A 24,921-nucleotide genomic window follows, 5' to 3' on the forward strand; every position below is an offset into this window, starting at 1 on the left:
TGACATTCCGCGTTGCAGCGTATCAAGGCTCGTGTTTCAATCAGGGCTTTTACAATTGACGGGAGGAAAAATTTAGTGGCACGTCCGAAGAGTGAAGATAAAAAACAGGCCTTACTGGAAGCAGCAACGGCTGCGTTTGCGCAGTCAGGTATTGCCGCCTCAACGGCGTTCATTGCCCGTAATGCGGGCGTCGCTGAAGGGACACTGTTTCGCTACTTTGCTACCAAAGACGATCTGCTGAATGCCCTCTACCTGCATCTGAAGCAGGATCTCTGCCAGACCATGCTGGCGAATCTCGATCGCACCATCACCGAGCCAAAAGAGCATACCCGCAATATCTGGAACAGCTATGTAGACTGGGGCATTCGTAACCCCCTGGCGCATGCGGCTATCCGCCAGATTGGCGTCAGTGAAAAGCTGAACGCCGAAACCGAGCAGGCGGTGAAAGACATGTTCCCGGAACTGCATGAACTGTGTCGTCGTTCGATCCGCCCGGTGTTTATGTCTGACGAGTTTAAGACCTTCGGTGATGCAATGTTCTTATCGCTGGCTGAAACCACCATGGAGTTTGCCGCGCGCGATCCGTCCCGTGCCGTCGATTTTAAAGCGCTGGGCTTTGAAGCCATGTGGCGCGGGCTTGCTGAGGAAGATAACCATGGACAGTAAATCCTTGCAGGAACATGCCAGACGCGTCGCGCTGGAGATGCCTTTTACCGAACATTGCTGGCCGTTTGGCCCGGAGTATGACGTGTTTAAGGTGGGCGGGAAAATTTTTATGCTGATGGCGACCGCACACGGTCGGGCCCACGTCAGCCTGAAATCCGATCCGGAAAAATCGCTGCTCAATCAGCAGATCTACCGTGGCGTGGAGCCCGGTTACCATCTGAATAAAAAACACTGGATCTCACTTTATGGCACGGACGACATCACGCCTGAACTGGTCACCGACCTGATTACGGATTCGTGGAATCTGGTCGTTGATAAACTGCCGAAAAAAGATCAGAAGTGGATTCGGCCAGCCTGATTGTTCGTCTGAGACGAACAGAATAAGCGCTCGAATCGCACTTATCTTTTCCCGCTTCGCGCGGTAATCTGCTTTCCTTTCACGCCCGCCCGCGGGCGAATTTCATCACCAGGAGTTGTTATGGATATTATTTCTGTCGCCCTGAAACGCCACTCTACCAAGGCGTTCGACCCAGCCAAAAAACTGACCGCAGAAGAAGCGGAAAAAATCAAAACGCTGCTGCAATACAGCCCGTCCAGCACCAACTCCCAGCCGTGGCACTTTATTGTTGCCAGCACTGAAGAGGGTAAAGCGCGCGTGGCAAAATCCGCGGCGGGCACCTATGTGTTTAACGAACGCAAAATGCTGGATGCCTCTCACGTGGTGGTGTTCTGCGCGAAAACCGCGATGGACGATGCCTGGCTTGAGCGCGTTGTCGATCAGGAAGAGGCTGACGGCCGTTTCGCCACGCCAGAAGCAAAAGCCGCGAACCACAAAGGCCGCTGCTATTTTGCCGACATGCACCGCGTGGATCTGAAAGATGACGACCAGTGGATGGCGAAGCAGGTTTACCTGAACGTCGGCAACTTCCTGCTGGGCGTGGCCGCTATGGGCCTGGATGCGGTACCCATCGAAGGGTTTGACGCCGCGATCCTCGACGAAGAGTTTGGCCTGAAAGAGAAAGGCTTCACCAGCCTGGTGGTGGTCCCGGTCGGGCATCACAGCGTGGAAGATTTCAACGCCACGCTGCCGAAATCTCGCCTGCCGCTGAGCACGATTGTGACTGAATGCTAAGCGCTTCTGGCACGCCGGCTATCGGCGTGCCCGTTTTCAGTAAAGCGTTATCTGCGGATGCTTTACCCCGCACACCAGCGCATAACGCGTTAATGTATCGAGACTCGCCCGGGTAATATTTGCTTCCATTCGTGATACCGTCGGGGCGCTGACGCCCATCCGCTCCGCCACCTGGGCGCGCGTCAGACCAGCATGATTGCGCCATTGCGCCAGCATCTCCCGCAGACGCTCCTTGCGCTCTTCTGCATCAAAGGAAGCCTGAACTTCTGAATCGCTTAACAGTTCAGCTCTGAGTTCGTCCCAGTCAATAATCTTTTTGCTCATCCAACATCTCCTGTTGTCGTTTCAGTGCCAGACGGAGTTCAGCAGAGGGCGTTTTTTGCGTCTTCTTGATAAACACCCGCAGCAGAAAAATGGTTCTTTCCCGCTGATAAACGTAGATCCCACGAGTATGGATCAGCCCGACGGTTCGGATTTCGAACAAACCATTGGGTAAGGGTTTGCTGTCAGGTTCACGCAATACTGTCGGGTTGTTGCGTAATTTATCAAGCTGGCGAATCAGCTTCGCCTGTACTCCCGCAAGCAATGAGAGGATCTCCTCCCTGACTGCCGCATGAACGATAAGTCTGAACACTGTATTTCATCCCTGATAATATTAGCATGTAAGGCAATTTGCATTAAAGGCTAATTTTGCCTTTCGTGATTCACCTTACCAGCTTATTCCAGGCAGGACCGGATCCGCGTTGATTCCCTGAAAGCCCCGCGCAAAAAACTTACTTCCCCTGCTCCGCCAGCCACGCCATCGCCCTCTCCCCTGCCTCATCCACGGGTAAATAGACCAGCAGCCGCGATCCGTTTCGCGGCGCAGAGTACCAGTACATCTGCTGGAGATGAAAATCCCCCAGCTCGGGATGGGTGAACAGCTTGAGCTGGTTCTCCACGCCGCGCACGTCGTTACGCTGGTGCCACAGGGTTTTGAACTCTTCGGACACCGCAAAAAAACGCGCCAGCTTCGCTTCCCAGAGCGGGTCGCCACGGTGCTCAGCCATGGCCGCGCGGAAGTAGGAGACGAAAATCGGCAGCACGTCGTCACGTTTGCCGAGCCGCGCGCGCCACGCCGGATGGGTGAGGAACAGGTAAATACAGTTGCGATCTTCCGGCGGGATGGCGTTGAAATCGACGCCCATCAGGTGGCCGAAGCTGTCGTTCCACGCCACGATATCGAAATTCGGTTTCTGAATACTGGCAGGTTTCGGCATCAGGGTATCCAGCAGGCGACGCGTGCCTTCGCTGATCCCCTCGCAGCACACCGCCTGCGGGGCTTCGCCCGGCGGCAAACCGGCGAGCACAAAAAGATGCCGGGCTTCGGTCGGGGTGCATTGCAGCGCTTTTGCGATGGCGGCCATCACCGCGCTGGACGGATTGACGTCCCGGCCCTGTTCCAGCCAGGTGTACCAGGTCACGCCGACATCCGCGAGCATCGCCACCTCCTCCCGGCGCAGGCCCGGCGTGCGGCGGCGGCCGCTGCGCGGTAAGCCGAGCCGCTGCGGATCGAGGCTTTCGCGCCGGGCACGCAAAAACGCGCCCAGCTGCTTGCGGGTGTCATCCTGAAGAGAGGTGACAGGTTCAGACATCAGCGCCATAACATCTCCTGCATGGTAGTGCCAGTACCAGTATAAACAAGAACTGGTACCCGTTTATAAGATGGTTGATGCTACGACTCTACGCTGTTTGACGCAATGGAGTCACCATGAATACGTCAGTTGTTTCACCGGGTCGTGCGGGCCTGATATTGCTGTTAACCGGCCAGATGCTGCCGCTGATTGATACCTCAATCACCAACGTGGCGCTGGATTCCATCACCCATTCGTTACACGCCACCGCCACCGAACTGGAGCTGATCGTCGCCCTCTACGGCGTGGCCTTTGCCGTCTGCCTGGCCCCCGGCAGCAAGCTGGGCGATAACCTTGGCCGCCGTCGCCTGTTTATGTGGGGCGTGGCGTGTTTTGGCCTGGCCTCACTGCTGTGCGGCATGGCGGGCAATATCGAACAGTTGCTTGGCGCGCGCATTCTTCAGGGCGCGGGCGCCGCGCTGATCATGCCGCAAATTCTCGCGACGTTGCATGTGACGTTAAAAGGATCGGCACACGCCAGAGCGATCAGCCTGTTTGGAGGTATCGGCGGAATTGCGTTTATCGTCGGCCAGATGGGTGGCGGCTGGCTGGTGTCGGCGGACATCGCCGGGCTGGGCTGGCGCAACGCCTTCTTTATCAACGTGCCGATTTGTCTGGTGGTGCTGGCGCTGAGCCGTCGCTACGTGCCGGAAACCCGCCGCGACACGCCGTCGCGCATTGACTGGACCGGGACTGTCCTGCTGACGGCAATACTGTGCTGTCTGCTGTTCCCGATGGCGCTCGGCCCGCAGTGGCACTGGTCGTGGCCGCTGAAGGCCGCACTGCTGGCGATTGTGCCGCTGGCCTGTTTGATGGTGCTGAACGCGCGCAAAAAAGAGCGTGAGAATGCCCACCCGCTCATCGCGCCGCGCCTGTTGCAGCTGCGCAGCATCCGCTTTGGCGTGCTGATCGGGATACTCTTTTTCAGCGTCTGGTCCGGGTTCATGTTCTGTATGGCGCTGACCATGCAAAGCGGTCTGGGGATGGCGCCGTGGCAGTCCGGGAACAGCTTTATCGCGCTTGGCGTCACCTATTTTATTTCTGCCTGGTTCGCCCCACGCCTGATTGCCCGCTACAGCACCAGCGCCATCCTGCTGACCGGGCTTGCGATTCAGCTTGTCGGCCTGGTGGCGCTGATCGCCACGTTCCGTCACTGGGGAATGCAGAATACCGCGCTGACGCTGGCCCCGGCCACCGGGCTGGTGGGTTACGGGCAGGCGCTGATTGTAAACAGCTTCTACCGTATCGGGATGCGCGATATTCAGCCTGACGACGCGGGGGCCGCGAGCGCGATTTTAAGCACGCTGCAACAGGCTGCGCTGGGGCTTGGCCCGGCCATTTTCGGCGCGATTTTGCTGCACGGGCTGCAAAATCATCACGGAGATTATACCCAGGCGGTCAACGTCTTCCTGATGGTGGAAACGGCCATGATGGTGGTGCTGGCGCTGGTCACGCTGCGTATGCGTCATCGTCTGTGTTTACCGGTCGTCAAGGCCTGTCCGGCGACAAAATAAAACTGCCTGAATTTGCATAATAGATCCGCAGCCGCCATTATGGGGCTGCATCAATACAGGAGACGTTATGCAGGAATTAATTGCTCAGGTTGAAGAGTTAGGGATTGAAATTAATCACACCACCTCTTTAGTGATTATCTTTGGTATTATTTTTCTTACGGCCATTATCGTTCATTTTATTCTGCACAAAGTGGTGCTGCGCGCATTCGAGAAACGCGCCCAGGCCAGCAGTCATTTATGGTTGCAGATCATTACGCAGAACAAATTATTTCACCGTCTGGCGTTTACCCTCCAGGGGATAATCGTCAACGTTCAGGCGGTTCTGTGGCTGCAAAAAGGCAGCGAAGCGGCGGAATTACTCACCACCTGCGCGAAATTGTGGGTGATGATTTATGCCCTGCTCTCCTTCTTCTCGTTGCTGGACGTGATTTTCAATCTGTCGCAGAAAATGGCCACCGCCTCGCAGCTGCCGCTGAAGGGGATATTCCAGGGCGTTAAGCTGGTGAGTGCCATTCTGGTGGGGATACTGATTATCTCCCTGCTGATCGGTCAGTCACCCGCCATTCTGATAAGCGGCCTGGGTGCGATGGCTGCCGTTCTGATGCTGGTCTTTAAAGACCCGATACTGGGCTTAGTGGCGGGCATTCAGCTCTCCGCCAACGACATGCTCAAGCTCGGCGACTGGCTGGAGATGCCGAAATACGGCGCCAACGGCACGGTGACCGACATCGGCCTGACCACCGTTAAAGTGCGCAACTTCGATAACACCATCACCACCATCCCGACCTGGGCGCTGGTGTCCGATGCGTTCATCAACTGGAGCGGCATGTCCGCCTCCGGTGGTCGCCGCATCAAGCGTAGCCTGAATATCGATACCACCAGCATTCATTTCCTCGACGAGCGGGAGCAGCAGAAACTGATTCAGGCGAAACTGCTGAAGCCGTATCTGGCGGCGCGTCATGAGGAAATTAACCTGTGGAATCAGCAGAACGGCGAAGGGGAATCGGTATTAAACCTGCGCAAGATGACCAATATCGGCACCTTCCGTGCCTACCTGAATGAATATCTGCGTAACCACCCGCGCATTCGCAAAGATATGACGCTGATGGTGCGCCAGCTCGCGCCGGATGCCAACGGGCTGCCGATTGAAATATATGCCTTTACCAACACGGTGATCTGGGCGGAATACGAAGATATTCAGGCCGACATCTTCGATCATATTTTCGCGGTGGTAGATGAATTTGGCCTGCGTATTCACCAGTCGCCAACCGGAAACGATATTCGCTCGCTGGCTGGCGTCATCGCCAGATAATCAGGAGCTGGCGCGGGAAATAAAGCGCCAGTCCATCATGACCCTTTCCGTGGGCGCATCCGGGTTGTCGATCTTATTTAACAGCAGATTGACCGCCTTGCGCCCGATATCCCGCGACGGCTGTTCAATAGTGGTGAGTGAAATCATCTCCGCCAGCTCGGTGCCGTCAAAGCCGACCACCGCGATATCTTCTGGCACCCGCAGCCCTGCCTGCTGAATGGCGCGCAGCGCCCCCGCCGCCAGCGTATCGGAAACGGCAAACACCGCATCCGGCGGGTTTGCTTTTAACAGGTTTTGCATCGCCGCCATGCCCGCACCAGAGCTGAGCTCACTGGCGTACTCCACCGCCTGATAGTCCAGATCCCGCAGGTGTATGACGCTCTTATAGCCGCGCTCGCGCAGACGGGCATATTTGTAGCTGAGGTCGTGGTTGATGAGCGCAATGCGTTTGCGTCCCCCGTCGGCAAGCTGGCTGACAACGTGCTGGGAGGCATCAACATCATTAATCCCCACGCAGGAGACCGCGCCCGCATCGGCGTATTCAGCGCACTGCACCCACGGCGCGTTGCCAATCAGCGCGGCCAGCTCCGGCAGTTTCGAGAATGCATCCATGGTGATAATGCCGTCGACGATTTTGCCGGAGAGCAGGCTTAAGCCCGAGCGGGAGCGCTCAATATCCGAGCCGGAGTTGCACAGCAGAATGCGATAGCCGTTCTTTTCTGCCTCGGCTTCAATGCCCTTCACCACTTCGGCGCAGAACGGGTTGGCGATGTTCGAGACCATCACCAGGATCATATAGCTGCGGGCAGTGCGCAGCTGACGCGCCAGCAGATTGGGCTGATAGTTACTCTCCTGGATCGCCTGCAAAACGCGCTCGCGGTTTTTCGCCTTCACGGTATCGCTGTTATTCAGTACGCGGGAGACCGTTGCCACGGATACCCCGGCCAGTTGAGCGATTTTCTGAATTGACATAGCGACGATACATCCTGCGGTTAGCGTTTTGTGCAGGCTACCATAAATTGATTGCCCGGCGAACCGGGCAATGCGTCAGTATTCCACGCGCACCCAGCGCTGCTGCTGATGACTTTTCATAATCGCATCAATGATATACATCACACAGGCGCCATCGTGGAAGGTGGCAAACTGCGGATTATCCGGCATCGCGCCCGCCTGCACGGCACGGTAAAACTGCGCCATCATATTTTTAAAGGCATCCGGCCAGCCTTCAATGTGCCCGCCGGGGAAGTGGGCGCTGTCGGCCACGTCACGGTTCATCAGGCCCGGATCGTCGCAGAGTATCTGGTTTGCCCTGGCGCGATGGCCGACCCACAGCTGCTGCGGGATTTCCTGATCCCACGCCACCGACTGCTCGCTGCCGTTAATTTCAAAGGTCAGGCGATTTTTTCGCCCCGCGCTCACCTGCGAGACGCTAAAGCTGCCCTTGCTGCCGTCGTCAAAGCGGAACAGCACCGAGCCAAAGTCTTCGGTGGTGACCGGTTTGTCTTCATACTCCGCCTGCTCGTCATGGGAGAAGGTCTGATGACCGCCCGCGCTGGCCTTGCGCGTCGGCCAGACGGTGGATAAATCAGCCATCACCCCGGTAATACGCCTGCCGGTCACATACTGTACCGTATCGCACCAGTGGGAGCCGATATCCGCCACCGCCCGCGACGCGCCGCCGAGCGCGGCATCCACCCGCCAGTTGTAGTCGGTTTCCAGCAGCATCCAGTCCTGTAAATAGCTGCCGTGCGAAGCAAACAGCCGCCCGAGGCTGCCCGCACGCATCATGCTCGCCGCCTGGCGCACCATCGCAAACTGGCGATAGACAAAACTCACGCCATGCACCACGCCTGCCTGCTCCGCCAGCGCCACCAGCTCGCGCGCCTCGTCCGGCGTCATGCACAGCGGCTTTTCGGAAAACACGTGCTTGCCCGCACGCAGGATCTGGCGGTTAATCTCCGCGTGCAGGTGGTTCGGCGTGCAGTTGTGCACCGCGTGCAGATTAGGGAGCGCGAGCAGTTCCTCCACGCTGGCACAGGCGTGCGGCACATTGAGCTGGTGCGCCTTTTCCTGCGCCTTAACGAGCGAGCCGTCACAGAGCGCGACCACCTGCACAAACCCGAGACGCCTGAGCGCCTCGATATGCGCCGGGCCAATAAACCCGCTGCCGATAATCCCGACGTTAATCATGGCTGCCCCCTGCGGCGAAATCATCAAACGCCCGTCCGGAAACCGGGATGATATGACGGCGGATAAATTCACTGCCCTCACTCGCGCCGGTATCGCCATCCTTCAGGCAGCACTCCCACTCCAGCACCGCCCAGCCGTCGTAGTCGTACTGGGTCAGCTTGCTGAAAATGCCCTTAAAGTCGATCTGTCCGTCGCCGGGCGAGCGGAAGCGTCCGGCGCGGTTGATCCACGGCTGGTAGCCGCCGTAGACGCCGCTGCGCCCGCTGGGGCGGAACTCGGCGTCCTTCACGTGGAACGCTTTAATGCGCGCATGGTAGATATCAATAAAGGTCAGATAGTCCATCTGCTGGAGCAGCATATGGCTTGGATCGTAGAGAATATTACAGCGCGGATGGTTATCGACCAGCGCCAGAAAACGCTCGAAGGTGACGCCGTCGTGCAGATCTTCCCCCGGATGCAGCTCAAAGCAGACGTCCACGCCCTGCTCGTCGAAGGTATCCAGAATCGGCCGCCAACGGGCTGCCAGCTCCCCGAATGCATCCCGAAAACGCTGCTCGTTGTGCGGCGGCCACGGGTAGAAAAACGGCCAGGCCAGCGATCCGGAGAAGGTGGCGTGTGCTTTCAGGCCTAATCGGGCCGAGGCGACCGCCGCCTGCTTCAGCTTTTCCGTCGCCCACGCCTGACGCGCCGCCTCGTTACCCCGCACGGAAGCAGGGGCGAAGTGGTCAAACGCCTCGCTGTAAACCGGGTTTACCGCAACAAGCTGCCCTTCCAGATGGGTCGACAGCTCGCTGATGACCAGCCCATGCGCGGCCAGCCTGGCGGTGATGTCGTCGCAGTAGGCCTGACTCTCTGCGGCTTTCTCCACATCAAAAATATGCGGATGGTTGCAGGGGATCTGCACCGCTTTGTAACCCTTCCCCGCCGCCCATCCTGCCAGCCCGTCGAGCGTGTTGAAGGGCGCTTCCCCGCCAATAAACTGCGACAGAAAAATGCCCGGTCCTTTCATTGTCCTCATACCACCTCCTGAACGTTACGCCTTGTCATCGTCATACTTAAACGTGAGAAGGAAAATCAGCACGATCGCCGCGGCAGCCACCGCCGGGATCCACCAGAATGTGACCCACGCCTGCGGCACGGTCTGCCCTGCCACCAGACGGTTGTAGAGCGCGCCGGAAATCTGCGAGCCGAGCAGCATGCCGATGCCGTAGGTGAACATCACGATCATGCTCTGGGCCTGGCCTTTGACTTTTTCGCCCGCCACGCGGTCGGTGTAGATAAAGCCGACGACAAAGAAGAAATCGTAGCAGACGCCGTGGAGCAGAATGCCGAGATACAGCAGAATGCGCCCCTCCTCGCTGACGCCCAGCGCGAACATGGCATAACGCACGAACCACGCCAGCATGCCGATCAGCAGCATATATTTCACGCCCAGGCGGCGGAACAGCAGAGGAATAACCAGCATGAAGACGATCTCAGACATCTGCCCGAAGGACATGGCGGTGCTGACGTCGGCAATGCCGGCATCCGCCAGATACGAGGCGGTGTAGGCGTAATAGGTGCCGAGCGGGACGGAGATCAGCATCGCGCAGACGGAGAAAACGAAGAAGTGGCGGGTTTTGAGCAGCGCGAAGGCGTCCGCGCAGAAGAGATCCCGCACCTTTACCGGCAGGCCTTTCGCCGGGGCGGGCGTGTGCGGCAGCGTCAGGCTGTAGATCGCCAGCAACACGGAGCTGACCGCCGCCACCTGGAAGATGGTGACGCTGGACGCCACGCCGGTGACGCCGATGAAAATGCCCGCCGCGATCCAGCCGATGGTGCCGAACACGCGCACTACCGGGAAGGTTTTATCCACGTTCGCCAGACTGTGAAACGCAATGTTGTTGGTCAGCGCCAGCGTCGGCATATAGCAGAGCGTGTAGCCAAACAGCAGGCCAATCAGCAGCGCGCCGTTCTCAGCAATCAGCGCCCCCGGCACGAACCAGAGGATCGCCGCGCCCGCGAGGTGCATCACCGCCATCACCTTCTGCGAGGCAAAGAAGCGGTCCACCAGCATCCCGAGCACGAACGGCGAAAGAATGGAAGCGATGGGTCCGGCAGAGAACGCGTCGCCAATCAGCAAAGACATGTTGTGCCTGGTCATCACCAGGCCAAGCGTGACCGACCAGCTACCCCAGATAAAAAATTGCAGAAACATCATCAGCGACAGACGCGGCACCAGCAGCCGGTGCTGTGTTATCGCCTTTTCACTACTCTCAGTTGACACCATGATAAGCCTCACCCGGAAAAAGTAATCGATTACAAATTCGCTCAAATGAAAAGTAATCGATTACAAAATAAAGATCCTGTGGATCAAAACAGAATTGGGAGGGGAGTCACGATAAAGGTGAAGGGGAGGTGCCGGGTGACGGCTGCGCCTTACCCGGCCTACTAAATAACGTCCCCGAACATGTAGGCCCGGTAAGCGCAGCGCCACTGGGCGTGAAGGCGGGCAGTGTGGTGCGGTCTGGTGCCCTCACCCCGGCCCTCTCCCACAGGGAGAGGGTGCAAACACTAAAAACGGCAACCAGGTTGCCGTTTTGCTTTTACCTTCGTGAAAGCTTAAACGCGATAAACAGGAACACCACCCACACCGGCAGCAGCATCGCTGACAGGCGCATCTCATCCATGGTGCACATCAGCACCAGAATCAGGCCGAGGAAGGCGATACAGAGGTAGTTCCCCGCCGGATAGAGCAGCGCTTTAAACTGCGTCTCGCGCCCCTTGCGGCGCATCGCCGCGCGGAAGCGCAGGTGCGCCAGGCAGATCATGATCCAGTTCAGCAGCAGCGTGGCGACAACCAGCGCCATCAGCAGGCCAAACGCCTCTTTCGGCAGCAGATAGTTAATCAGCACCACCAGCGAGGTGATAGCGCCAGAAAGGAACAGCGAATTGATCGGCACGCCGCGACGGCTGACGCGGGTGAGGAACTTCGGCGCGTTGCCCTGTACGGAGAGCCCAAACAGCATGCGGCTGTTGGAGTAAACCCCGCTGTTGTAAACCGACAATGACGCCACGAGAATGACGAAGTTGAGCGCCGAAGCCACCACGTTGCTGTTCAAATCGTGGAAGATCATCACGAACGGGCTACTGTCAGATTTCACTTCTACCCACGGATAGAGCGCCAGCAGCACCACCAGCGAGCCGATATAGAACAGCAGGATACGGTACACCACCTGGTTGACCGCTTTCGGAATGCTTTTGTGCGGATCGCGCGCTTCAGCCGCGGTGATGCCAATCAGCTCCAGCCCGCCGAAGGAGAACATAATGACCGCCAGCGACAGGATCAGCCCTTTCCAGCCGGTCGCCAGAAAGCCGCCGTGCTGCCACAGGTTGTCGATGCTTGCACGCTCGCCGCCGTGACCGGAGAACAGCAGCCACAGGCCAAAGCCGATCATGCCGATAATCGCCAGCACCTTAATCAGCGCAAACCAGAACTCGGTCTCGCCATACAGGCGCACGTTCACAAGGTTAACGGCGTTAATGATGATGAAGAAGGCCGCGGCCCAAATCCACGTCGGCACGTCCGGGAGCCAGTACTGCATATAGATGCCGGCGGCGGTCAGCTCTGCCATGCCCACCAGCACGAACATCACCCAGTAGTTCCAGCCGGAGAGGAAGCCTGCGAACGGCCCCCAGTATTTATAGGCAAAGTGTGCGAAGGAGCCGGACACCGGCTCTTCAACGACCATCTCGCCGAGCTGGCGCATGATCAGGAAGGCGATAATCCCGGCGATAGCGTAACCCAGCAGAACCGCCGGGCCAGCCATTTGAATGGCGGGGCCGATGCCGAGAAACAGCCCGGTACCGATCGCGCCGCCAAGGGCAATTAACTGAATATGTCGATTTTGCAAACCACGTTGCAGCGTCGGACTCTGATCCGACGAAGCTTCAGTGCTACCATGGCCTGAAGCGGATGACGCGTCTTTCACGCCCTACCCCTGTCTCTTTTTTAGAAGGGGCACGTTTTAACACTTCATGCTGGTGGTAGCAAGCTTAACGCCGGGCCAGCGCATGCGCCCGGCGGATAAACGTCACGACCCGATGATCCCGCCGTCAGCTTTGGTAATCACCACCGTTGACGATCGCGGACGCCCGTTCGGGCTGGCGTCTGGCCAGTTGGAAACAGCGCGCGGATTGGCCGGGTCGGTAATATCATCCCCGCCCTCCCCCGGATGCTGAATGTTGATAAACAGCGTGCGGTTGTCCGGCGTAAACGCAATGCCGGTGATTTCACATCCGCGCGGCCCGGTCAGAAAACGGCGATACTCGTTGGTGCCCGGAATGGTGGCGACCATCTGGTTATTGCCCATCCCCTCGTACGCTTTCTTATTGATGGTGCTGGAGGAGACGTCGGTCTGGATCCACAGGACGCCCTGGTGATCGAACGACAACCCATCCGGGCTGCCGAATGCCGCGCCCTGCATGGAGCCTTTGGCCTTCGGATCGTCGCCGTCGGTACGCCCGGCCATAATCAGAATATCCCACTTAAAGCGTGCGGCGGCAGGATCGGCACCCTCTTCGTGCCAGTGCATGATGTGACCAAACACGTTGTTGGCGCGCGGGTTAGCGGCATCGACCGGTGCCTTCCCCTCTTTACCGCGATCGCTGTTGTTGGTGAGCGTACAGTAGACGCTGCCGCTGGCGTGCGGATCGACGGCAATCCACTCGGGACGATCCATTTTCGTTGCCCCCACCGCGTCGGCCGCCAGGCGGGTTTTGATCAGCAGATCGCCCTGGCTTTCAAACCCGTTGCTTTTATCCAGGCCATTTTGCCCGAAGATCAGCGGCAGCCAGTCGCCGCTCCCGTCTTCGTTGAACCTGGCGACGTACAGCGTGCCGGACGTCAGCAGCTGCATATTGGCTTCACGGTTCGCGGGATCGTATTTTTTGTCGGAGACAAACTTATAGATGTACTCAAACTTCTGGTCGTCGCCCATGTAGACCACCACGCGATTATCGGCGGCGAGCGTGACGGCGGCCCCCTCATGCTTGAAGCGGCCCAGCGCGGTGTGCTTGCGCGGGGTGGAGGTCGGGTTGTAGGGATCGATCTCCACCACCCAGCCGAAACGGTTGGGTTCGTTAGGGGTTTTATCGACGCTGAACCGCTCATCCACCTCGTTCCAGCGGTAGGACTCATCGCTGTCGCTAATGCCGTAGCGTTTTTCCAGCGGATTGAGATCGGCTTTTTTCACAAAAATGTCCGACCAGTTCTCCTCGCAGGTGAGATAGGTGCCCCAAGGCGTGTGGCCGTTGGCGCAGTTCTGCATGGTGCCCAGAACGCGTTCCCCCTGCGGATCGGCGGCGGTTTTCATTAAATCCTGATGCCGTGCCGGGCCGGTAAGCTGCATCGGCGTATTGACGGTAATACGCCGGGCGAAGGAAGACGGACGCACCACCTCCCAGCCGCTGCCCGTTTTTTTCACTTCCACCACCGACACGCCCATCGCGTTCTGCCCCTTGCGGGCTTTATCGAGGCTCCAGTTCGCCGTACCGTCGGTAAACAGCATCCCGTTATCGATGTATTCATGGTTCAGCGCCAGCAGGCCATGTTCCGGGTTTTGCGCCCCCTGCGGCAGGCTAAACCACGCCATGCCGTCGTGGTGCATGCCCGCCTGCACAGCCTGTTCGTCTGTGGTATTACTGGCGTCCGGCTTAAATGCCGGCATGTTGTCTTTGATTCCCGTCGGATCACCCCAGCGATAGAACGGGCGGGCAATATAGCCTTCTGGCACCCTGACCGTGTCTTCCGTGGAGACGTCGATGCTGGTAAAGCCCAGGGAAACCGCTTTTGCCAGCGCGGAAGGCTTCGATACCGCGGCAATGGCATTTTCGGGTGTGATCAGATACGGGAATGATACGGCGGCCCCCGCTACGGCCCCCATCTGGAGAAAACGGCGGCGGGAGAGGAACACCTCTGCAACCTCGGAGAATACCGGGTTAGCGCTGCGGTTACTGATATCGTCGCGATGTTCTTTTTTAAATACGGATTTGAGGGGTCTGCCCATAGCGGCTTCCTGTCATTGGCCAAGAGGTAAGGATGTGGCGACCAGTGTAAGAAGCTTTTATTACAATTTTATAACACGACAACGAAGGGATTGGGGCGTCCCTGCCCCGGATAACGAGGTGGAACGCTTAGAACTCGTAGCCAACCGAGACCTTAAAGGTACGCGGCTCGCCCTGAGTGATGTAAGTACCGGAATCGTCCACGCTTGACCAGTAGTTCTCGTTGGTCACGTTGTCGATGCCTGCCCGCACGGTCATCTGGTTTTCATTGTGGTTCACCGCGAAGCGATAGCGCATGCCCAGATCCAGCGTGGTGTAGCTGTCCAGCTTTTTGGTGTTCGCAAGATCGGCATACTGCGTGCCGGAGTGGTTAACGCGTGCGGTCGCCGTCAGGCCTTCAATCGGCTTGATATCGTACTCTGCGCCCAGCACGGCGTAGAAGCTCGGAATACCGATCGCATCGTTGCCCTGATTGACGCCGTTTTTGGTTTTGGTCAGCTCGGCCTGCAACCAGGTGGCGCTGGCATTCAGACGCATCCCAAGCATTGGCTCGCCGAAGACGTTCAGCTCCACGCCGCGGTTACGCTGTTCTGCATCCAGGCCGTAGTGACCGCTGTCGTCAAGGATCGCCGACGGCATTTTGATCTCAAACAGCGCCAGGGAGCCGCCCACGCGGCCAAAGTCCGCCTTTACGCCCACTTCGTTCTGCTTAGAGTGCACGATACCGGTGCTCTGGCCGTAGTTAGTAGCAGTGTTCGGCGCAGTTTCACCGGGCTGTAACGCCTCGGTGTGGTTGGCGTAGAGGGAAATTTCCTCCCACGGTTTATAGACTACGCCGTAGGTTGGCATCCAGCGGCTGCCGTCGAAACCGTCCGCGTCGTTTTCCGCGCCGGTGATTTTGTTGTACCCGCGGATGACAACTTTCTGATGACGTGCGCCTGCGGTGAACAGCAGCTTGTCGTCCAGTACGCCCAGCGTATCGCTCAGCAGCCAGCCCTGGGTACGGGTGCGCCCGCTGGTCAGCGGATCGCTGTATTTCCCGCCTAAGCCGTTGAAGTTAGTGCTGTCCGGCATATCAACGCCGGTGTTGTGATAGATGTTGGTGGTCGGGTTATCTGCCGCCGCCGACATTTTCCACGCGATTTTTTCGTTTTTGGTCATCGCTGAATACCCGACGTTGACCTTGTGCGAGACAAAACCGGTGTCAAAGTTACCGCGAATGCCCGCCATGCCGCTGACGGAATCGCTGATGCGGTTGGTATCAAGGCGGCTGACCGTCGCATTACCGCTCTTATCGAGGAGCTTCGGCGCGCTGTAGATCCCTTCTTCGTGCGCGTGCTGCGCGCCGAGACCGGTATATGCCGTCCAGCTATCGGTGATGTCATACTCGCTGCGCCACATCCCGAACTCGTTTTCGATATCGCTGTAGGCCCACTTCTGCGAGAAGTTGCGATCGTTCTTCGGCGGCTCAGGCACAAAGTCCACCGCCGAGATGTTGACGCTGGTTGGGCTGCCGTGGAAGGTTTTTTTCTGGTAGCCCAGGTCCAGCGAGGTGCGGAAGCGGTCGCCTTTGTAATCCAGGCCGGTGGAGAGCAGCGTGGTGCGGCGGCGGTCGTTCGGCACGCCGGTTTCCCCTTCGCGATGCACGAGGTTCACGCGCGCGCCAAACTGGTCGTTATCGCCAAAGCGACGACCCGCATCCAGCGTGGTGCCAATCTGGGAATCCGAGGTGTAGTCAACGCCCACTTTCGCCTGCGGGGTGTCGCCCGCGTGTTTGGGCTCAAGGTTGATCATCCCGCCCACGCCGGAGCTTGCGGCGCCGTTCATCAGGGAGTTGGCCCCTTTGAAGATCTCGATACGGTCGACCATCTGGGCATCCACCACCTGACGCGGCAGCACCCCGGACAATCCGCCAAAGGTCATATCGTCGCCGTCAAACTTCAGGCCGCGAATGCGGAAGGTTTCCGCGCTGTTGCCGTAACCCTGAACAAATTGTACGCCCGCGTCGTTGGCAACCACGTCAGCAATGGTTTTTGCCTGCTGATCTTCCACCAGCTTCGAGGTGTAGCTGATGATGTTGAACGGCACGTCCATGGCGTTCTGCTGACCGAGCATACCCATGCGCCCGCCGTTCGCCACCTGGCCGTCGAGGAAGGCTGGAAGCAGCTGGTCACCACCGGGTTTGAAATCACTCCCCGCCGTGGACTGGACCACGATGGTGTCCTCTTTTTTCTCATCCGCCGCAAAAGCGGAGTGTGTAACCGCGCCGATGGCAATCGCCAGCAGCGTTTTGTGCATTGTGGTGTTGTTCATAATGAGCTCTTAACGTGCGCGCAAAAATGACCCGTTGTCGGGCCTTAAAAGTTATTAAAAGAAATGCAAATGAGAACTATACGCATTATGAATGCGTAATCAAGTGTCAACGGACATCTCTGAGCGAGAAGAGACAAGAAACAAGGCTGGCGGGAGGTATGGCGCGCAACCACCCCGAAACAGGGGTGGTTGCTAAGGCATTATTTTTTCTTGAAAATATCGGCGGTACCGTGAATTTTGTTGTTGGTGTTGCCGGAAGTCAGCACCAGAACATCAGCACCTTCTTTATCGGCTTTCTCGATCAGCTCTTTTTTCGCGTCGTCTACCGAGACTTCATTGGAAGTGCTAACCGTACCAATTTTTTCATACTGTGATTCCACTTTCTCAAACTCGTTTTTCGTCAGCAGTTCAGCCGCAAAGGTATTGGTGGTAAACAGAAATGCAGCGCCCATCAAAATAGCAGTCGTTTTTTTCATAACCTTTTTCCTTGAGATTAATCAGCAACTACGAAAAGCCCCACGAGTAAGAGTGAGGTGATATGAGCATGGTAGAGGAATAGCAAAATTGCCATAGGGTAAGAAAAATACTGTTATAACAGTCAATTGTGCTGTGAAAAATGTGCGTTAACGCTACTTTCGCGAGGGGTATTTCATGGAGAAAATCAGCAGGACGTCGCGCAGGCGGCAATATGTGAAATTTAATGGCACGCCCTGTAGGATTCGAACCTACGACCTACGGCTTAGAAGGCCGTTGCTCTATCCAACTGAGCTAAGGGCGCACGGAGAAGAGTGTACTTCGCGGTGGTGAAACGCCTGGAATTATACGGTCAATGCGTAGTGAGTCAATGCCTTTTCCGCCTTCTCTGGCGATAATGACTAGCTGATTGTAAATACGGCTGTTTTTTCAACATTTATCCCTCTTTTACGGGCTGCGAAAAGGCTTAGCCGCTTTTAAGTAACGCCTGCTGTTTTCCTGTTTACTTCACCTTCACACTGTCCAGCGGTAACCCGGCCGCCTGGAGGCTGGAAGTGAACAGGACGACGGAGTGACAGCGCCAGACCAGACAGGTTTTCCCTCGTGCGTGCAGCACATCTCACACGATATTACAGGCATTAAGCTTGAACCCATTGTCGCCCTCTCATCTTCGCGCACGGTGGGGGCCGAAGTGCTCAGCGTGCTGTCGCCGCATCAGCAAAACGAAAGCTTTTTCCAGGACTGGTCCGCCGCCCGGGCGCTTATGCTGCTGGAAGCACAGATCGCCGCGTTAAAAAACCCCTTCCCCTGTGACAACCTTTTCATAAATTTGCCGATAACCGTTCTGACCATACCGGAAATGTTCCAGCGTTTACTGCAACTTAACAGCCCACCGCTGAACATTGAACTCGTGGAGCCTGCCTCGTTCTTTACACTCTCAGACCCGGCGCGTCTGAGGGTGAGTTGTGCGCTTCAGCAGTTGACCGCGCGAGGACACCGGATCTGGCTGGATGATATTGATGAAGCGTCAGGACAAGCATTTTTATCCTGCCGCCTGCCATTAAGCGGAATAAAAATCGATAAGATCGCTTTCTGGCGTTTACGTGAAACGCAGGCGCTGCCACAGCTGGTCACCCTTTGTTCAAAAATCGCTGCGAATGTGCTTATTGAAGGCATTGAAACAGAACGGGACCGTACTTGCGCGCTTCATGCTGGCGCGCGCTTCGGTCAGGGATATTATTGGCCATCCTGGAGATGGCAGGAGGACTGAACGGTCATCGCCAAGAGGGAAGCTATGCGAATGACAGTGCGCCGTTACCGGCGTCGTCGGACAGGAAGTGATTCACTGGGTTCTACGCACTCGCCTTTTGCTCTCCCATTTTTTGATCGTCTCGAATATTTGAGCCAGTCAATCAACCAGACCCGCAAAACCGATGCTCCCTTTATCATTCTGGTCACACAGGATAATTTTTTCCGTTCCGGTTTACTGAGCGGGCAGTCGCCCCTGAGCAATTGCTGCGACTATTCCACGCTGGAAGCCGCCCTCAGTGATTTAAATCACTGGCCTTCATCGCGTCTGGTAATAGACATTGAGAGCCGCGCCTCGCCGCTCATCGACCTGCTGGACCGATTACGCCGCCACAGCCTGTTCGCCCCCTACCTGACACCCTACCTGCTCGTCCGCGCCGATGATTATGATGCTCGCCTGTTTTGTAAAGCGGCTGGCCCTTTTCATGTGCTTGAACGCCAGCTAACGGCGCTGGCTATGCAACAAACCTTGCTGGAAGCACCGTCACCCGCCGGCAACCGCAAAGAGTGGTTTTCACGGGATGAATGGCCGATCATACAGGCGCTGTCGCAGGGGAGCTCCTTGCGGCAGATCGCGCAGTTACAGAACCGCCCCTACAGCCGCATTATTTACCGTCTCAGCTGCATCCTGGCGAAACTTGGGCTGAATCATCGTCATGAGTTGCTACATCTTCTCAACAACCTCTCAGATTTCACGTATTAACGTATTCAGTAACTTCTTAATTCCTAAAGACCTTTAGGAAATTACTTAGGATGTATGTTAAATTTTTGTGTTTTTTAACAAAACTTTCGATTTTATAACTATTCCTAATTCCAGGTCTTAAACCATGCGAAATGCTGCCGGTACGCTCAACGAGAGTGATTTTATCCATGCGTTAAGGTGCTGGCGCTTCAGTTAACAGGATGATAATGGTGTAAAAACAAGCGATTCACCTGTAAAAGAATGCGATGAGAGGTGAAGAAAACAGCAGATAGTACTGTTCTGTTGTTGGGAACGGCAATTTGCCAGGAGGCGTTTGAAACGGAGAGATGACGCACGAAATGGCGGATTTCATGGATGGCAGGCAGGCGGGATGCTGGTTGTCACAGCCTGCTCGCTGTTAACATTCATTTAACATACAGTAAAATCGTTTATTTTTTGTTATTACATAAAGATGAAAGTGTGTGGTAAATGCAATATCAGGACATTTTTGCTAATTTTAAAAAGTTACTGATTCAGATCCAGAACATAATAATCAGCAATATATGGATATTAATTTACAGGCTTTTCGGACAATACTTAAACGGTATAATAAGACGTGTTTGACACGCGAATAAGAAAAATCATTTTGCCATAACCAGCCTTATGAGATAACTGCGCTGAGGCATTGATATCACCACTACGTAAACAAGGATGCTTTCGCTCTTCCCAGGGACATTTACCGTACAAGGATCTGCGCAATTATCCTTCCGGCTTTTCGAGAGTTTTAACAAAACTCAGCATAACGCTTTTAACAATCTGAGGCATAAAAAATGAAACCGGCATCCGTTATCATTATGGACGAACACCCTATCGTCAGAATGTCGATAGAAGTCCTGCTACAGAAAAATAAAAACATCCAGGTCAAACTGAAGTCAGGCGACAGCCACGAGGTGCTTGACTGTATACGCAACCACCCCATTGACCTGGTCATTCTCGATATTGAAATGACGGGCACGGATGGGTTCGTATTACTGAAAAGAATCAGGAACTTAAATAAAGACATTAAGGTTCTTTTCCTCTCTTCGAAATCTGAAGCCTTCTACGCAGGACGCGCCATCCGCGCCGGGGCAAATGGTTTTGTCAGTAAGCGAAAAGATCTGGGGGAAATTTATAACGCGGTGGAAATGATCCTGACGGGCTATTCCTTCTTCCCCTCAGAAACATTGAGTTTTATAAACCACCTGGGCTCGCGGACGGGCGCCGCCGTGGATATGCCATTATCGAATCGTGAAGTGACGGTTCTGCGATATCTGGCGAACGGATTATCTAATAAGGAGATTGCGGATCAATTATTACTTAGCAACAAAACAATTAGCGCCCATAAGTCTAATATCTTTTCCAAGCTGGGCGTGCAAAGTATCGTTGAATTAATTGATTACGCGAAAGCGCACGAATTACTATAATCCTACCCTCTCCCTGCAACATATAACCGTTACAGGGAGAGTGGATACGATTAATTATAATTAATCATGAAAGTTGCATCGGCGTCAGCCCGTCCCGGCTGCGGGTTATCCGCCGTGGCGATATAATTGGCATAAAACGACAGTTCGGCATTTCCCTGCGCATCTACCGCCACCGTCTGGCTGGTCTGCTGCAACGCGAGGCGCGTTTTATCCCGGTCGAGGATCTCCACGGCCACGTTGCTGGCCGCGCTGGCATCATTCAGCGCCAGCAGGCTATTATCATGCCCGTCCATCTTCCCCGTAAATGTGACCGAAGCCGCCCCCGGCGGACATCCGGTCAGCTTCAGGGTGAACGGTACAGGCTGCGTCCGGCTCCCCGTTGTGCGAAGCTGTTTCGTGGGCCAGGTGCCGAGCGTGACGGTTTTATTGCTGTCGTCCCCCTCCGCCACGCAGGTAAAATCCACGATATTGCCGTAGAGCTGAATGTTAATTTCCCCAAGCGCCGTCTCTGCGTGTGCAGGGGAGCAAAGCGCAAAGAGCGCGACGGCTAAATACCGCATTCCGTTTCGCATACCTGCTCCTTAGTCGTAGTCGACGCGTAAATAGCCGCGAGAGGTAAAACGCCCCTCGGCAGGTTTTTTACCGGTTACGCTGACGGGCCACGCGCGGATCCCCACCTGCGCCTGAGCGCTGTCGTCCAGACGGAACGGGATTTTGCTGGTCAGGTTGTTGGGCGTCAGCGGCACGCCATTACTGTTGGCAATCACAAAACCCACATCCGCGTTATCGGAAACCAGCGCACTGCCTGAAACCTTCTCCGCTTCAACACGCATCGTGAGCATGGCGTTCGCCTCGACGTTGGTGCATTTGATGGCGATGGTTTTGCTTTGCGCTGAGATCCCCTCCGGCTTATTCCCGATGCCTGCTTTACTGAACAGGGAGGCGCCGATGTCTCCGAAATCGAACTCCACCACATTCCCGGCATTGATTTCACAGCTCTGAGGCACCTGAATAGTCCCGCTGTAGCTGATGGTATAAACCGGCGTGGTGAGCGGATCCGAGGAGGTCGTGGTGACGTAAACCCGGAACATGGTCGCCCGGGGGATCACCACCATATTGATAAAGCGTCGGGTCACTTTAAGCCGGAAGACGAGGCTGGAATCCTGTACGCCAAACGGTTTGTTTTTAGACACATTCGGGTGGCTCCCCATCTGAATGTAGCTTTTGGGCGGATAAAACGTGCCAGCGTAGCTGTCGGTAATTTTCATCGCCCCGTCCAGATAGTCGTTTAGCTTCAGATATTGGTAGCCATCGCTGGTGCCCGTAACAGGGAAATCGGTAACATAGCTGCGCTTGGTGGTGTTCCCGGACGTTCCCTTAGGGCAGACGGCGTTGACGCCCACCCACTGGGACTTCTCGCTGAGCGTGACAATCTGCCCCACCTGGTTATTGGAGCTGTTAAATTTATCCGTCAGGTCGTAATACACCTCCGTCGGCACGCCATTTTCATTGACGCAGACCGTGGCGAAGGCCTCAGATAGCGGAAAAAACGCCAGCAGGGATAGCCCCAGATAATGGATTTTATTCACAGCGGATCCCCTTAAGTGTGATCGCCTGTTGCAGGCTTTGTTCTGGCAGGCTGTAGGGCGCACGACACTGGGACTGTTTCCCGTCTCCCCACTGAATCAGCAGTTCTCCGCTCAGCGGCAGCCCGCTCAGGTAAATCTGACCGTCATCTCCCACCATGCTGGTTACGCCGCTCTGAGTCTCACGCACCACCGCCCCAAACGGTACAGGCTGGTTATCACGCTTCACGGTGAGCAGCGCACGCACGCCGATGCGGGTGTCAAAACTGGCGCGCACCAGCGCACCGTTCGTCGGCACGACGCTGGAAACGTTATTTTCAATGTCGGTGTTGTTGCTCATGGTGTTGGTGTCGAGCGCCACGCGGTTGTAACGGTACACCGTGGCGTACGGCATCACCGCATAGCCACGCCAGTCTGTTTTGACGCCGGTCTGGTTTTCGACGCTCACGCCTGACGCGCCCGGCGCTTTGATCAAGACGTTGGTATCGCCCAGCGGCTGACTGAATGTGATGCCGTCTGAATGCCCTACCACGCCGCCGGAGAGCTGCCAGTTGAGGTCGTGCTGATCCCGGGCGTAGTTGTAGCCCACGCCCAGCGTGCCGTACGTCGCCTGCCAGTTAGCGCTGGCGCTGCCGCTGGCACCGTTATTGCTGGTGTGACCCTGCGTGACGCTGTAGTTCAGGTTACGATCCTGGAGCAGCGTTCCGCTGATCCCGGTCTGCCAGCTGGTATCACCGTCGCTGTTACGGCTGGCAGAGGCTGTGGCATAGGCCCGGTCGATCGCGTTATCGCGACGGTAGCCGTGACGGGTGAACAGGCTGAACGGGACGGAGACGTTGAACGAGGCGATCCGGTCGGTTCCGTCAATGCCGACGGCCTTGTTCCACGACCAGGATAAGGCGTAGCTGACCCCTTTCACCCCGCCCGCGTAGCCAAGCTGATACCAGACGTTGGATTCGCTGGTGCCCCAGTAACTCTGCTGGCTGCCCGACACGTACACCGAGCCGTAATCGCCGAGAGACTGGGAGATATTGAGCTGGAAACGCCCTTTTTTATTCAGCGTCAGGTTGTGATAGCTCTGCACGTCCGGCACGCCGTCATCGTCCTGATCGTCGCCATACTGGTAGCCTTCCATTGTGCGCCAGGCCACATCGTCGAGGGTGTAGAAGCCTTTGGTCGAGTAGCGATAGCCCAGCAGCTGGAAGTTGGTACCGAATCCGTTAAGGGATTTTGCGTACAGGAACCGCAGGGACTGCCCTTCATGGCGGCTGTCATCGGCAAGCTGGCTGCGGGCATGGGTGAGATCAAGTGAAACCGCCCCCCAGTCACCGAGGTTTTTACCCGCGCCAATGGCGATGGCGGTATAGCGCGAGGCCAGCTGCGTTCCGCCGTACAGCGTGTAGCCGTCGGCAAGACCCGCAATCATCGTACCCTGAGTAAAGAACGGCGTGTCCTGCTCGCTGTTGCCGCTGCGATAGTCCCCTGCCACCAGATCGTATTTCCAGCGTCCTTCACGCTGGAGCAGCGGAACGGTGGAATACGGGACGGTGTAGCGCTGCTGGCTGCCGTCCTTCTCTTCCACCGTCACCTCCAGGTCACCGCTTGAGGAGGTCGGGTTAAGATCAGTTATCGCAAAAGCCCCCGGCTGCACATAGCTCTGGTAAATCACGTATCCGTTCTGGCGGATCACCACTTTGGCAGGGGTGCGGGCGATTCCGCGCACGGTAGGCGCGTAACCTTGCAGGCTGTCCGGGTACATACTGTCGGACGAATAGAGGCGACCACCGCGAAAACCGACGCTGTCGAAGACATCGTTACCGGTGTTGCTGTCGCCAAGCACCAGCTCGCTTTTCAGCGGGATGATCGTACGCTGCGCCCAGGTACCAATATTTTGCCAGCTGCTGTGCCGCTGGCCGTTGCTTTCGGTATAACGCCACGCGCCGTTATTGCGTAATCGCCAGGCGCCATAGTTCAACCCGCTTTGCAGGTTCAGATAGTAGCTGTCGTCGTCGCTGCCCCGGTTGCCGGTAAAGCTGTAGTTCAGCAGCGCGGCGGGGATGCCTTCATCCCACTGTTCAGGTGGAATATACCCGCGGGCGCTGTTTTGCATCGCCACCTGAGGCAGGCTGACGTTCAGGCGCAACGAGGCGAAGTTGAACGCCGTTTCGCTGCCCGGAATAGCCGTGGTGAGCGGAACGCAGGTATCGCCCTGCACGTTGCTCAGTTCCGGGAAGGCGGCGATATTGACGCCAAAGCGATCGAGCATCGCGCGCGTAATGCACGGCGACAAACCGCCCGCGACCGGCGGCGTGTTGTCAGCTTGCTCAAACCGCACGTCCTGCGTGCCGATAAACTCATCGTTACGCCAGATATCGACGCGATAGACGCCCGGTGCCTGCTGGTGGCCTTTTTCGAAACGCGACAAATCCGCCACGTTCGCCGTGTCATCGGAGAGAAACGCCGGGTTAAAGTAGCTTTCGCCCCAGCCAGCGAGTGGCCAGAGCGTTGCCATCAGTGCCAGCGCAACCGGGCAGTAACGCCATTGAGTGTTCATCGCCCTGTC

General features: G+C 56.6%; 22 protein-coding genes and 1 tRNA gene. 8 read left to right on the top strand and 15 right to left on the bottom strand.

Annotated elements, in window-relative coordinates:
* The first annotated feature begins 75 nt into the window (after window positions 1-75).
* The 3 genes from ACOTYH_RS04735 to nfsB all read left to right on the top strand — a co-directional run bounded on the left by ACOTYH_RS04735 (window position 76) and on the right by nfsB (window position 1,798).
* On the top strand, window positions 76-666 hold the full coding sequence (locus tag ACOTYH_RS04735) for a TetR/AcrR family transcriptional regulator (protein ID WP_421637587.1): 591 nt from the start codon (window positions 76-78) through the stop codon (window positions 664-666).
* On the top strand, window positions 656-1,024 hold the full coding sequence (locus ACOTYH_RS04740; RefSeq protein WP_003858883.1) for an MmcQ/YjbR family DNA-binding protein: 369 nt from the start codon (window positions 656-658) through the stop codon (window positions 1,022-1,024). Before ACOTYH_RS04735 ends, ACOTYH_RS04740 begins: the two co-directional genes overlap by 11 nt.
* A gap of 120 nt (window positions 1,025-1,144) precedes the next feature.
* Entirely contained in the window at window positions 1,145-1,798 is a 654-nt protein-coding gene (gene nfsB, locus ACOTYH_RS04745; RefSeq protein ID WP_003858884.1) for an oxygen-insensitive NAD(P)H nitroreductase, read from the top strand.
* Between the two features lie 36 nt (window positions 1,799-1,834).
* Here nfsB and ACOTYH_RS04750 read toward each other — a convergent pair whose 3' ends face one another.
* From ACOTYH_RS04750 to ACOTYH_RS04760, 3 genes are all read right to left on the bottom strand, one after another.
* A complete protein-coding gene (locus ACOTYH_RS04750; RefSeq protein ID WP_015571209.1) occupies window positions 1,835-2,122 on the bottom strand; it encodes a helix-turn-helix domain-containing protein in 288 nt (95 codons plus the stop codon).
* Window positions 2,103-2,432 carry a type II toxin-antitoxin system RelE/ParE family toxin gene (locus ACOTYH_RS04755; RefSeq protein WP_421637588.1) on the bottom strand — a complete coding sequence of 110 codons (330 nt, stop codon included), beginning with the start codon at window positions 2,430-2,432 and terminating at the stop codon, window positions 2,103-2,105. Before ACOTYH_RS04755 ends, ACOTYH_RS04750 begins: the two co-directional genes overlap by 20 nt.
* Window positions 2,433-2,571: 139 nt before the next feature.
* Window positions 2,572-3,441 (bottom strand): helix-turn-helix transcriptional regulator, encoded by an 870-nt coding sequence (locus tag ACOTYH_RS04760; RefSeq protein ID WP_017382554.1) that lies wholly within the window; start codon window positions 3,439-3,441, stop codon window positions 2,572-2,574.
* Between the two features lie 107 nt (window positions 3,442-3,548).
* Here ACOTYH_RS04760 and ACOTYH_RS04765 point away from each other — a divergent pair, with 107 nt between their 5' ends.
* Window positions 3,549-4,985, top strand: coding sequence for an MFS transporter (locus tag ACOTYH_RS04765; RefSeq protein ID WP_047365372.1), 1,437 nt, complete (start codon window positions 3,549-3,551; stop codon window positions 4,983-4,985).
* Between the two features lie 67 nt (window positions 4,986-5,052).
* Entirely contained in the window at window positions 5,053-6,297 is a 1,245-nt protein-coding gene (locus tag ACOTYH_RS04770; protein ID WP_421637589.1) for a mechanosensitive ion channel family protein, read from the top strand.
* Here the strand turns inward: ACOTYH_RS04770 and ACOTYH_RS04775 are convergent, their stop codons facing one another.
* The 9 genes from ACOTYH_RS04775 to ACOTYH_RS04815 all read right to left on the bottom strand — a co-directional run bounded on the left by ACOTYH_RS04775 (window position 6,298) and on the right by ACOTYH_RS04815 (window position 17,623).
* Window positions 6,298-7,269, bottom strand: a complete 972-nt coding sequence (locus tag ACOTYH_RS04775; protein WP_015571213.1) for a LacI family DNA-binding transcriptional regulator — start codon at window positions 7,267-7,269, stop codon at window positions 6,298-6,300.
* Between the two features lie 75 nt (window positions 7,270-7,344).
* On the bottom strand, window positions 7,345-8,487 hold the full coding sequence (locus ACOTYH_RS04780; RefSeq protein ID WP_032620131.1) for a Gfo/Idh/MocA family protein: 1,143 nt from the start codon (window positions 8,485-8,487) through the stop codon (window positions 7,345-7,347).
* Window positions 8,480-9,505: a sugar phosphate isomerase/epimerase family protein gene (locus ACOTYH_RS04785; protein WP_040117337.1), complete on the bottom strand. Its 1,026-nt coding sequence runs from the start codon at window positions 9,503-9,505 to the stop codon at window positions 8,480-8,482. Before ACOTYH_RS04785 ends, ACOTYH_RS04780 begins: the two co-directional genes overlap by 8 nt.
* Window positions 9,506-9,520: 15 nt before the next feature.
* The gene (locus ACOTYH_RS04790; RefSeq protein WP_421637590.1) at window positions 9,521-10,756 is read right to left on the bottom strand and encodes an MFS transporter; all 1,236 of its coding nucleotides are present in this window, start codon (window positions 10,754-10,756) and stop codon (window positions 9,521-9,523) included.
* A 316-nt stretch (window positions 10,757-11,072) separates the two neighbouring features.
* Window positions 11,073-12,458 (bottom strand): phenylalanine transporter, encoded by a 1,386-nt coding sequence (gene pheP / locus ACOTYH_RS04795; RefSeq protein WP_047734324.1) that lies wholly within the window; start codon window positions 12,456-12,458, stop codon window positions 11,073-11,075.
* A gap of 102 nt (window positions 12,459-12,560) precedes the next feature.
* A complete protein-coding gene (locus ACOTYH_RS04800) occupies window positions 12,561-14,534 on the bottom strand; it encodes a PhoX family protein (RefSeq protein ID WP_048973946.1) in 1,974 nt (657 codons plus the stop codon).
* 127 nt (window positions 14,535-14,661) lie between these two features.
* Complete coding sequence (locus ACOTYH_RS04805) at window positions 14,662-16,845, bottom strand: TonB-dependent receptor (RefSeq protein ID WP_017382561.1); 2,184 nt, start codon at window positions 16,843-16,845, stop codon at window positions 14,662-14,664.
* Window positions 16,846-17,045: 200 nt separating this feature from the next.
* Window positions 17,046-17,321, bottom strand: coding sequence for a DUF1471 family periplasmic protein YahO (yahO, locus tag ACOTYH_RS04810; RefSeq protein WP_015571217.1), 276 nt, complete (start codon window positions 17,319-17,321; stop codon window positions 17,046-17,048).
* A gap of 225 nt (window positions 17,322-17,546) precedes the next feature.
* Window positions 17,547-17,623 (bottom strand) — tRNA-Arg (locus ACOTYH_RS04815).
* Window positions 17,624-17,926: 303 nt separating this feature from the next.
* On the opposite strand from ACOTYH_RS04815, the gene ACOTYH_RS04820 reads away from it, so the two are divergent.
* The 3 genes from ACOTYH_RS04820 (at window position 17,927) to fimZ (ending at window position 20,772) form a co-directional block, all read left to right on the top strand.
* Window positions 17,927-18,589: an EAL domain-containing protein gene (locus ACOTYH_RS04820; protein WP_032671349.1), complete on the top strand. Its 663-nt coding sequence runs from the start codon at window positions 17,927-17,929 to the stop codon at window positions 18,587-18,589.
* A 24-nt stretch (window positions 18,590-18,613) separates the two neighbouring features.
* The gene (locus ACOTYH_RS04825) at window positions 18,614-19,330 is read left to right on the top strand and encodes a response regulator transcription factor (protein WP_032671350.1); all 717 of its coding nucleotides are present in this window, start codon (window positions 18,614-18,616) and stop codon (window positions 19,328-19,330) included.
* 809 nt (window positions 19,331-20,139) lie between these two features.
* The gene (gene fimZ, locus ACOTYH_RS04830; protein ID WP_003858901.1) at window positions 20,140-20,772 is read left to right on the top strand and encodes a fimbria biosynthesis transcriptional regulator FimZ; all 633 of its coding nucleotides are present in this window, start codon (window positions 20,140-20,142) and stop codon (window positions 20,770-20,772) included.
* 50 nt (window positions 20,773-20,822) lie between these two features.
* On the opposite strand, the gene sfmF is transcribed toward fimZ, so the two are convergent.
* Genes sfmF through ACOTYH_RS04845 form a run of 3 tightly spaced genes read right to left on the bottom strand, consistent with a single transcriptional unit; the run spans window position 20,823 to window position 24,912 of the window.
* A complete protein-coding gene (gene sfmF, locus ACOTYH_RS04835; RefSeq protein WP_017383239.1) occupies window positions 20,823-21,344 on the bottom strand; it encodes a fimbria assembly protein in 522 nt (173 codons plus the stop codon).
* A gap of 9 nt (window positions 21,345-21,353) precedes the next feature.
* Window positions 21,354-22,361 carry a type 1 fimbria D-mannose specific adhesin FimH gene (gene fimH, locus ACOTYH_RS04840; RefSeq protein WP_032670441.1) on the bottom strand — a complete coding sequence of 336 codons (1,008 nt, stop codon included), beginning with the start codon at window positions 22,359-22,361 and terminating at the stop codon, window positions 21,354-21,356.
* Window positions 22,354-24,912, bottom strand: a complete 2,559-nt coding sequence (locus ACOTYH_RS04845) for a fimbrial biogenesis usher protein (protein ID WP_015571221.1) — start codon at window positions 24,910-24,912, stop codon at window positions 22,354-22,356. The genes fimH and ACOTYH_RS04845 overlap by 8 nt, the downstream gene beginning before the upstream one ends.
* Window positions 24,913-24,921 lie beyond the last annotated feature (9 nt).

Source organism: Enterobacter cloacae complex sp. SHL001 (assembly GCF_049236825.1).
Taxonomy (GTDB): Bacteria; Pseudomonadota; Gammaproteobacteria; order Enterobacterales; family Enterobacteriaceae; genus Enterobacter; species Enterobacter hormaechei_C.